Source organism: Rhabdothermincola sp., assembly GCF_036846205.1.
GTDB lineage: Bacteria > Actinomycetota > Acidimicrobiia > Acidimicrobiales > Acidimicrobilacustridaceae > Rhabdothermincola.
Genome location: NZ_DAIUCK010000041.1, coordinates 18,930 through 27,081, shown reverse-complemented (window position 1 = coordinate 27,081; position 8,152 = coordinate 18,930). Strand labels below are relative to the sequence as shown.

9 protein-coding genes are annotated in these 8,152 nt (G+C 73.4%); 4 read left to right on the top strand and 5 right to left on the bottom strand.

Going from position 1 to position 8,152, the window contains the following annotated elements; genetic code table 11:
- From V7004_RS07850 to hemE, 5 genes are all read right to left on the bottom strand, one after another.
- The coding region (locus V7004_RS07850; RefSeq protein ID WP_334143196.1) for a hypothetical protein at positions 1 to 196 on the bottom strand (196 nt) is incomplete at its 3' end.
- A gap of 7 nt (positions 197 to 203) precedes the next feature.
- Positions 204 to 1,328, bottom strand: a complete 1,125-nt coding sequence (locus V7004_RS07845) for a C40 family peptidase (RefSeq protein ID WP_334143195.1) — start codon at positions 1,326 to 1,328, stop codon at positions 204 to 206.
- Positions 1,329 to 1,449: 121 nt separating this feature from the next.
- A complete protein-coding gene (gene hemG, locus V7004_RS07840) occupies positions 1,450 to 2,862 on the bottom strand; it encodes a protoporphyrinogen oxidase (RefSeq protein WP_334143194.1) in 1,413 nt (470 codons plus the stop codon).
- A 13-nt stretch (positions 2,863 to 2,875) separates the two neighbouring features.
- A complete protein-coding gene (hemH, locus tag V7004_RS07835) occupies positions 2,876 to 3,811 on the bottom strand; it encodes a ferrochelatase (protein ID WP_334143193.1) in 936 nt (311 codons plus the stop codon).
- Positions 3,808 to 4,872: a uroporphyrinogen decarboxylase gene (gene hemE, locus V7004_RS07830; RefSeq protein ID WP_334143192.1), complete on the bottom strand. Its 1,065-nt coding sequence runs from the start codon at positions 4,870 to 4,872 to the stop codon at positions 3,808 to 3,810. Before hemE ends, hemH begins: the two co-directional genes overlap by 4 nt.
- Before the next feature lie 65 nt (positions 4,873 to 4,937).
- On the opposite strand from hemE, the gene V7004_RS07825 reads away from it, so the two are divergent.
- The 4 genes from V7004_RS07825 to V7004_RS07810 all read left to right on the top strand — a co-directional run bounded on the left by V7004_RS07825 (position 4,938) and on the right by V7004_RS07810 (position 8,123).
- Positions 4,938 to 5,201 (top strand): hypothetical protein, encoded by a 264-nt coding sequence (locus V7004_RS07825; RefSeq protein WP_334143191.1) that lies wholly within the window; start codon positions 4,938 to 4,940, stop codon positions 5,199 to 5,201.
- A 248-nt stretch (positions 5,202 to 5,449) separates the two neighbouring features.
- The gene (locus V7004_RS07820) at positions 5,450 to 6,445 is read left to right on the top strand and encodes a metal ABC transporter substrate-binding protein (RefSeq protein ID WP_334143190.1); all 996 of its coding nucleotides are present in this window, start codon (positions 5,450 to 5,452) and stop codon (positions 6,443 to 6,445) included.
- Positions 6,442 to 7,314, top strand: coding sequence for a metal ABC transporter permease (locus V7004_RS07815; RefSeq protein ID WP_334143189.1), 873 nt, complete (start codon positions 6,442 to 6,444; stop codon positions 7,312 to 7,314). The genes V7004_RS07820 and V7004_RS07815 overlap by 4 nt, the downstream gene beginning before the upstream one ends.
- The gene (locus V7004_RS07810; protein WP_334143188.1) at positions 7,311 to 8,123 is read left to right on the top strand and encodes a metal ABC transporter ATP-binding protein; all 813 of its coding nucleotides are present in this window, start codon (positions 7,311 to 7,313) and stop codon (positions 8,121 to 8,123) included. The genes V7004_RS07815 and V7004_RS07810 overlap by 4 nt, the downstream gene beginning before the upstream one ends.
- The last annotated feature ends 29 nt before the right edge of the window (positions 8,124 to 8,152 follow it).

Here is an 8,152-nt window from a genome sequence, read left to right as displayed (position 1 = left end):
CGGCGGGGCCGTCAGGGTCGGGGCCGAACCATCCGTACCCCCCCGGGGTGCGCACCGGACCGCTGGGCACCAGCCGGGGGAGCCCTGCCGCTCCGGGTAGGGACGCCAGCGCGCGCTCGAGTCGTGACGGGTGGTCGTCGTAACCGTGCAGCCCGACGAGGATGGAAGGAGCCGACGGGCTGCCGGTTCGGGGCACGCGGTGGTCAGACCCGGCCGAAGGCCACGCGGGCGCCGGACCAGTACCCGACGCTGTCGACCCGCACGAACTTGCCTCGCCCGGGAGCGTGCACCATCTGGCCACCACCGATGTAGAGGCCGACGTGGCCGGGGTCGCCGCTCTCGCCGGGACCCCAGAAGAACACGAGGTCCCCTGGCTGGGCTTCGGCCTGGGAGATGCGCCGGCTCATCGCGTACTGCGCGCCCGAGTAGTGGGGAAGGCTCTTGCCCCCCTGGGCCCACGCCCACATGGTGAAGCCGGAGCAGTCGAAGGCGTTCGGTCCCGCCGCGGCCCACACGTACGGCGCCCCGATCTTGCTCATGCCCGCCGCGACCGCGGCGGCGGCACCCGAGCCCACGGCCGGAGGCGGGCTGTCGTCGATCGCCGGGCCGGGCGCGGTCGGCGCGGTCCGCGGTGGCGGACCACCGGCTGGCGAAGGCTGCGACGCCCGAGTGCCCGCCGACCGCTGGGCGGCCTGCTGGCGGGCCTGCTCCTCGGCCCGCTGGCGAGCCTCGGCAGCCTTGCGCTCCTGCTCCTCCCGCACGAGCTGGGCGATCTCGCCGTCGAGCTTCGACTTGATGGCGGCCTGCTCGTCCACCGCCGCTTGCGCCTCGTCGAGGGAGGCTTGGAGCTGAGCGTGACGGTCGGCGAGCGCCTGCTGCGCCTCGCTGAGCTGACGGCCCTCGTCCTCGGCCCTCTTCCTGGTGGCCTGCAGCTGGTCGACGAGGTCCTGACGGCTGCCGGTGGTGATCTCGAGGTAGCCCCGCACCTTGGGGGCCTCGTCGGTCGTGCTCGCCAGGAGCGCGTCCACGGCCGGGCCATCGTTGCCGGACACGTAGGCCTCCACCGCGAAGGCTCGCAGCTCACTCCGGCGCTGCTCGAGCTCGGCGTTGGCCTCGTCGGCACGGCGCTGGGCGTCGGCGACGGCTGCTTCGGCCGCGGCGAGCTCGCCCTTGGCCCGTTCGGCTGCTTCGTCGAGCTGCATCACCCGCGCTTCGAGCGCGTCGAGCTTCGCCGCGACCCGCTGGGCTTCCGCCCGCTTGTCGGCGAGCTGGTCGGCACTGGCGGAACCCGGGGCGACGATCGCGCCCACGACGAGCGCGAGGATCACGCCGGCGAGAGCGAGCGGGCTGCGGTACCGAGCAGAACGGCGGCCGGTGGCAGGTCGTCCAGGTCGCATTGTTACGGAATCTTTGCAGAACCCGTGCGGTCACGCAACGACGCCGCGCTGGTCAGGACGTCAGCAGGTCCAGATGGCGTCGGGTCCGCTCAGCTGCGGCCCGGGCCTGGCGAATGCAGGCCGGAATGCCCAACCCGTCCCAACCAGCACCCAGCGCGGTGAGACCAGCACATTCCGTGTCCAGTTCGGCCCGCCACCGAGCGACCCGTTCGAGATGGCCGGGGTGGAACTGCGGTAGCGAGCTCGGCCAGCGAGACACCCGGGTGGCCACCGGCGAGACCGAGGGATCGAGCGCCATCGTCGTCGCCAGGTCGGCGACCAGCGCCCCCACCAGATCGGCGTCGTCGAGCTCGAGCGCCCGACGGTCGTCGAAGCGGCCGGCGGAGGCACGCAGCACGGCCACCTCCGCGTCGTCGAGGTGGGCCCACTTGCTCGACGCCCACGAGCACCCGGTGAGGAGCAGGCCTTCCGCCCGGGGCACCAGGAAGCCGCTGCCATCGAGGGGACGCCCGATCGCCAGTCGCGGCACCGCCAGGGTGACCATCACCACCGACGCGTACGGCACCTCGCTGAGCTCGGCCGCCACCCCGGGGGCGATGCCGCCGAGCAGCTCCGCGGTCACGAAGTCAGGGGTGGCCAGCACCACCGCGTCGGCCTCGATCGGGTCGGCCGACGCGACGCGGACCGCGAAGCGCGAGGTGGCCTGAGCGCGGTGCCGATCCACGGCGATCGCCCGCGCCCCGGTCACGATCCGAGCGCCGCGCCTGCCGAGCTCGCGGGCCAGCGCGTCGGTGAGCGCCTGGGTGCCGGTGGACAACCCGTAGAAGACCGGCGTGCCGGGATCGGGTCGGGTGTGCGCGAGCTGCTCGCGCAGGCCAGCGATGAGGCTCGGCTGGTCGCGGACCGCCTCGGCGAATTGCGGCGCCCCGGCCTCCACGCTGAGCTCATCCGCGTCACCCGCGTTCACCCCACTCAGCAGCGGCGCCACCAGCCGCTCGAACACCTCGTCACCAAGCCGCCGGCGCACCAGCGCCCCGACCGACTCGTCGCCTCGCCACGGTTCGCCGGGCATGGTCAGGTCCTCGGCCGCCCGAGCGACACCCTCCTCGGAGACGAGGCCCGAGGCCGCGAGGGTGTCGAGATCGGTCGGCACCCCGAGCACCGTGCGTTCCGGGAAGGCCCGTAGGGCGCCGTCGCAGTAGACGAACGCCCGGCTCGTGGCCGGGGTCACGAGCTGCTCCCGTAGCCCGAGCTCCCCGCACAGTTCGATCGCCTCGGGCACCCGGGCGAGGAAGGCGTCAGCGGCGCAGTCCACGGGCCGGCCGGCGAAAGGGGTGGTCCAGATCTTTCCCCCGAGCCGCGAGTCGGCTTCGACCACCGTGATCTCGACGTCGCGGTGGCGAGCCAGCTCGAAGGCGGCCGCGAGCCCGCTGATCCCACCGCCGACGATCACCACCGACGCCATGCCGCTCGCCACCTCACGCCTTCCCGCCGCACCCGGCGCGTGCCAGGGCGAGCTCGGCCAGCCCGCCCATCACGGCCGGGTCGGCGTTGACCGACCGGGTGCGGGCGAACGCCAACCCGGCGTTCTCGGCCGCCCGGCGAGCCTCGATGTCGAGGTCGTAGAGCACCTCGAGGTGGTCCGCGGTGAACCCCTGCGGGCACACGAGCACCCCCTCGGCCCGGCCGGTGGCGCCGAGCTCTCGGATGACCTCCGACAGGTCGGGGCCTCGCCAGCGCTCAGGGGTACGGCCGGCGCTCTGCCAGCACAGAGCCCAGTCGGGCCACGGCAGCAGGCCGACGCGTGCCGCCACCGCGCTCGCCGTCTCGTAGAGCTGCTCGGGGTACGGGTCGCCCTCGAGCGCCCGCTCCGGGAGCGAGTGCGCGCTGAACAGCACTTTGTGCCGATCCGGAAGCCCCCGGCGGGCGTCGAGGATCGCGTCCGCCAGGAAGTCCACCAGCGCCGGCAGCAGGTGCCACGAGTCGATCGGCAGGTACTCCACCCCGGCGGACCGGGCCGCCGCCCCGGCCCGCTCGTGATACGCACCGACGCTCGCCCGGGAGTAGTGGGGCGCGAGCACCAGACCGACGACCCGAGCCGCGCCGGAGGCGGCGAGTGCACGCACCCCGTCCTCCACGAAGGGCGGCGCGTGCTTCTGCCCGAGCACGGTCGGGATGGCTCGACCGGTGCGGGCCTCGAGTGCCGCGGCGATCGCGGCCCGCTGGGCCTCGGTGCGCTCGGCCAGGGGGGACACGCCCCCGATGGCTTCGTAGCGAGCCGTGAGCTCGGCCAGCTCCTCGTCGGTGGGGGGACGGCCACGGCGGATGTGGGTGTAGTAGCCGGCGATCTCACCCGGGTCCTTCGGGGTCCCGTAGGCCATGACCAGCACGCCCAGCGGGCCGTGCCCGCTCACGGTCGACCCCCGCCCCCGGGGGCGACGCGGCCCTCGTCGTGTACCAGCTCGACCAGGCGGGTGAGCGTGTCGGGATGGGTCTCGGGGAGTACGCCGTGGCCGAGGTTGAAGATGTGCCCTGGGTGCCCTGCGTTGCGACGCAGCACGTCGCGGGCTGCCTCCGCGACCACGTCCCACGGTGCGAGGCAGATGGCCGGATCGAGGTTCCCCTGCAGCGCCGTGCCTGTCGGGACCCGCTGCCGGGCCCGATCGAGCGGCACCCGCCAGTCCACGCCCACCACGTCCGCGCCGGCGGACGCGAGCAGGTCGAGCAGCTCGCCGGTGCCCACACCGAAGTGGATGCGGGGCACCCCGAGGTCGGCGATGCCATCGAACACCCGGCGACTGTGGGGCAGCACGAAGCGCTCGTAGTCGGGGGGAGACAGCGCGCCGGCCCAGCTGTCGAACACCTGCACCGCGGAAGCCCCCGCTTCGACCTGCGACCGTAGCGAGGCGACGGCCAGGTCGGCGAGGCGGTCGAGCAGCGCACCCCACAAGCCGGGCTCGCTGTGCATCAGCGACTTGGTGCGGGCGTAGGTGCGCGACGGGCGCCCTTCGATGAGGTAGCTGGCGACGGTGAAGGGCGCGCCGGCGAACCCGATCAGGGGAACGGTGAGCTCCTTGGCCAGCAGGCGGACGGTCTCGAGCACGTACGGGGTGTCGGTCTCGGGCTCGAGGGGCCGGAGCCGGGCGAGGTCACGCTCGCTGCGGAACGGGGCGGCGACCACCGGGCCGGTGCCCGGGGCGACGTCGACGCCGAAGCCCACCGCAGCGACCGGTACGACGATGTCCGAGTAGAGGATGGCCGCGTCGACACCGTGGCGGCGTACCGGCTGCAGGGTGATCTCCGCGGCCAGACCGGGGTCGCGGATGGCCTCCAGGATGCTCCCGGTCCCGCGGATCGCCCGGTATTCGGGCAGCGATCGACCCGCTTGGCGCATGAACCACACCGGGACCCGGTCGTGGGCTTCGCCTCGGCAGGCGGCGAGGAATGGTGAGTCCTGCAGGTGTGCGAGGGGCACGGTCGCCACGGTAACGCCCGGGCGTGCCCGCTCCCGAACCCGCCGGTCCGGGCTTGACTGGTGCGATGCGCCGATCCATCGACGACTACCCCTTCGATCCTCGTGACTACCCGCCGCGCTTCGAGGAAGACGAGCTCACGCCGATCTCCTGGGCGGTGGCCGTCAGCGACGACTACGACGATGCCCAGCCGCGCATCGTGCTGACGGTCGAGGAGGTGGGCCGGCCCGGCGAGGGGCTGGTCGGTCACCTCAGCCCGGAGATCGCCCGCCGGCTGCGGGTGGCGATCCGTGACGGGTTGCGCGAGATCGGCGAGGACCCGGGTCCCTGAACGGCCCACCGCACGGGCTCCCCACCGCACTGGCTCGCCACCGAACCGACCTGGCAGGCCGAACGCGTGCCAGGGCACGCGTTCGGCCTGCCAGAACGATGGTGTGGCGAGGTTGAGGCGCTACCGGGATGCTGCCCGGACCCTGCCCAGGTGATGTCGGTCGACATCTGAGAACAGTTCTCAGTAGAGTGAGAATCGTTCTTGATCCCTACTCCATGGCCCGGTACGCCATCGACGAGGAGCCCAGGATGCGCCCACGCTCAGCCGACACGACGCTCGCGATGTCGCCCCGGTGGCGGCTGGCGGCGATCCTGGCCGGCGCGATCGGCCTCCTCGCCTTGGTCGCGGGCTGCGGCTCGGGCGGTGGCGATCAGGGTTCCGCCGCCGGCGACCGGCCCCAGGTGGTCGTGAGCCATCCCGTGCTCGGGGCCGTGGTCTCCGAGCTCGTCGGCGATCAGGCCGACGTGGTGGTGCTGATGGGGCCGGGCACCGACCCGCACGACTACCGGCCCTCGGCCCGTGACGCCGCTCGCCTCGGTTCGGCCGGCCTCATCGTGCTCAACGGGTTGGGCTTGGAAGAGGGTCTCGACGATGCGGTGGCCGCGGCCGAGTCTCGGGGCGTCGACGTGTTCCGGGCCACCGACCACGTCGAGCTGCGCCGCTTCGGCGAGGGGGAGATCGCCTCCGGGACCGGGGGGGACGGCGACCACGTCGCCGGGGCCCCCGACCCGCACTTCTGGTTGGACCCGCTGGCGATGAAGCAGGTCGTGGCCGCCCTGGCCGAGACGTTGCGATCCGACCTCGGTCTCGACGTCGCCGCCCGGGCCGGTGTGATCGAGCAGCAACTCGACGAGCTCGATGCCGAGATCCGAACGATCCTCGAGGTGGTGCCGCCGGACCAGCGACTCCTGGTCACCGGACACGAGTCGATGGGGTACTTCGCCCGCCGGTACGGCTTCGAGCTCGTGGGGGCGGTGATCCCCTCCGGTGGCACGCAGGCGGCACCCACCGCCGCGGGTCTCGCCCAGCTCACCGAGCTCATCCGGCGGCTCGGGGTCCGGGCGGTGTTCACCGAGGTCGGCACCCCACCGGACGTCGCCCGGGCCGTGGCCGCCGAGACCGGCGCGAAGCTGGTGGAGCTGCCCACGCACACCTTGCCGCCGGACGGTTCCTACGTCGCGATGATGCGCGAGATCGCCCACCGGGTGGCCTCCGGTCTCACTGATGGGGCGGGCGAACCGTGAGCTGGTTCGTCGATCCGTTCACCAGCAACGAGTTCATGCAGCGCGCGTTGCTGGCCGGGGTGCTGGTGGCCGTGGCCTGCGCGGTGGTCGGCACCTTCGTCGTGCTGCGAGGGCTGGCGTTCATCGGTGACGCCTTGGCCCACGGCGTGCTTCCCGGGGTGGCTGCCGCCCTGCTGCTCGGATGGCCGGGCCTCATCGGGGCGCTCGCGGGCGCCATCGCCATGATCGCCGGGGTCAGCGTGGTGACCCGGCACTCACGCCTCTCGTCGGACACCGCGATCGGGCTGCTGTTCGTCGGCATGCTCGCCCTGGGGGTGGTGATGGTGTCGCGCAGCCGGACCTTCACCGGGGACATCGTGAACATCCTCTTCGGGGAGGTCTTCGGGGTGGCGGTCGCCGACCTGTGGGTGCAGGCGGCCGCCACCGCGGCGGTCGTGGTGGTGGCGCTGGTGTGCGCTCGTCCTTTCCTGCTGCTCAGCTTCGACCCCGACCAGGCCGAGGTCTCCGGGTTCCGGGCCAGCCGGTACCACCACGTGATGCTGGGGCTCATCGCGGTGACGGTGGTGGTGTCGTTCCAGACCGTGGGCACCCTGCTGGTGTTCGGCATGCTGCTCGCGCCGGCCGGGACCGGGGCGCTGCTCGCGCATCGCGTCGGGCCGATGGTGGCGTGGGCCACCGCGATCGGGGTCGGCTCGGTGTACGCGGGGCTGCTGGTGAGCTACCACTGGGACGTCGCCGGCGGGGCCGCGGTGGTGCTGTGCGCGGTCGGCACCTTCTTCGCGGTGCTCGCCGCCACCGGCGTGAGACGGGCGTGGCCGGCCCGCCCGAGCGCCCGGCCGGCGAGGACCGTGGCGGCAGGCGGATCATGACCGCCGACCCGGCCCCCCCGGCAGTCGAGGCCCACGGGCTCACCATCGGTTACGGGACCACCCCGGTCATCGAGGGGCTCGACCTGCGGGTCGCCCCTGGCGAGCTGCTGGCACTCGTGGGCACGAACGGCTCCGGCAAGTCGACCCTGCTCAAGACCCTCGTGGGCTTGATCGAACCGCTCGCCGGCCGGCTCAGTGTGCTGGGTGCACTGCCGGGACAGCAGCCAGCGCGCCTCGCGTACCTCAGCCAGTTCCACCCGAACGCGTTCGTCCTGCCCCTGCGGGCGCGGGACGTGGTGCGCATGGGCCGGTTCGCGAACCACGGCCTGCTCGGCCGGATGGGACGTACCGACGAGGACCTGGTGGACGAGGCGCTCGACCGGATGGGGATCACCGCTCTGGCCGGCCGGCCCCTCCGTGATCTCTCGGGCGGACAGCAGCAGCGCACCTACCTGGCCCAGGTGCTCGCCCGCCGGGCCGACCTGCTGGTTCTCGACGAGCCCACGGCAGGTGTCGACGCGGCGGGCCGCCGAGCGTACGACCAGGCACTCGACGAGGAGCTGGGGCGAGGGGCGGCGGTTGTCGTGGCCACCCACGAGGTCGCCGAGGCCGCCCGCGCCGATCGGGTGCTGCTGCTCGCCGGCCGGGTGGTGGCCGCCGGCCCGCCCGCGGAGGTCCTCGACGCCGACCGGCTCCTCGAGACCTTCGGCGTCGGCCTGCAGCGCCTCGGCGTGGACCTCGTGGCCACCGAGCACCCGCACGCGCACCGCCCGTCCGACGGGCACGGGCCGCCCGATCAGCGCCGCTAAGAGAGCGCCACGGGTAGGATTGGAGATTC

Bases quoted from the DNA above. Each gene is read 5' to 3' on its own strand.
- hemG (WP_334143194.1), bottom strand. From the start codon at position 2,862: ATGGCGTCGGTGGTGATCGTCGGCGGTGGGATCAGCGGGCTCGCGGCC.
- V7004_RS07825 (WP_334143191.1), top strand. From the start codon at position 4,938: ATGCGCCGATCCATCGACGACTACCCCTTCGATCCTCGTGACTACCCG.
- V7004_RS07820 (WP_334143190.1), top strand. From the start codon at position 5,450: ATGCGCCCACGCTCAGCCGACACGACGCTCGCGATGTCGCCCCGGTGG.
- V7004_RS07810 (WP_334143188.1), top strand. From the start codon at position 7,311: ATGACCGCCGACCCGGCCCCCCCGGCAGTCGAGGCCCACGGGCTCACC.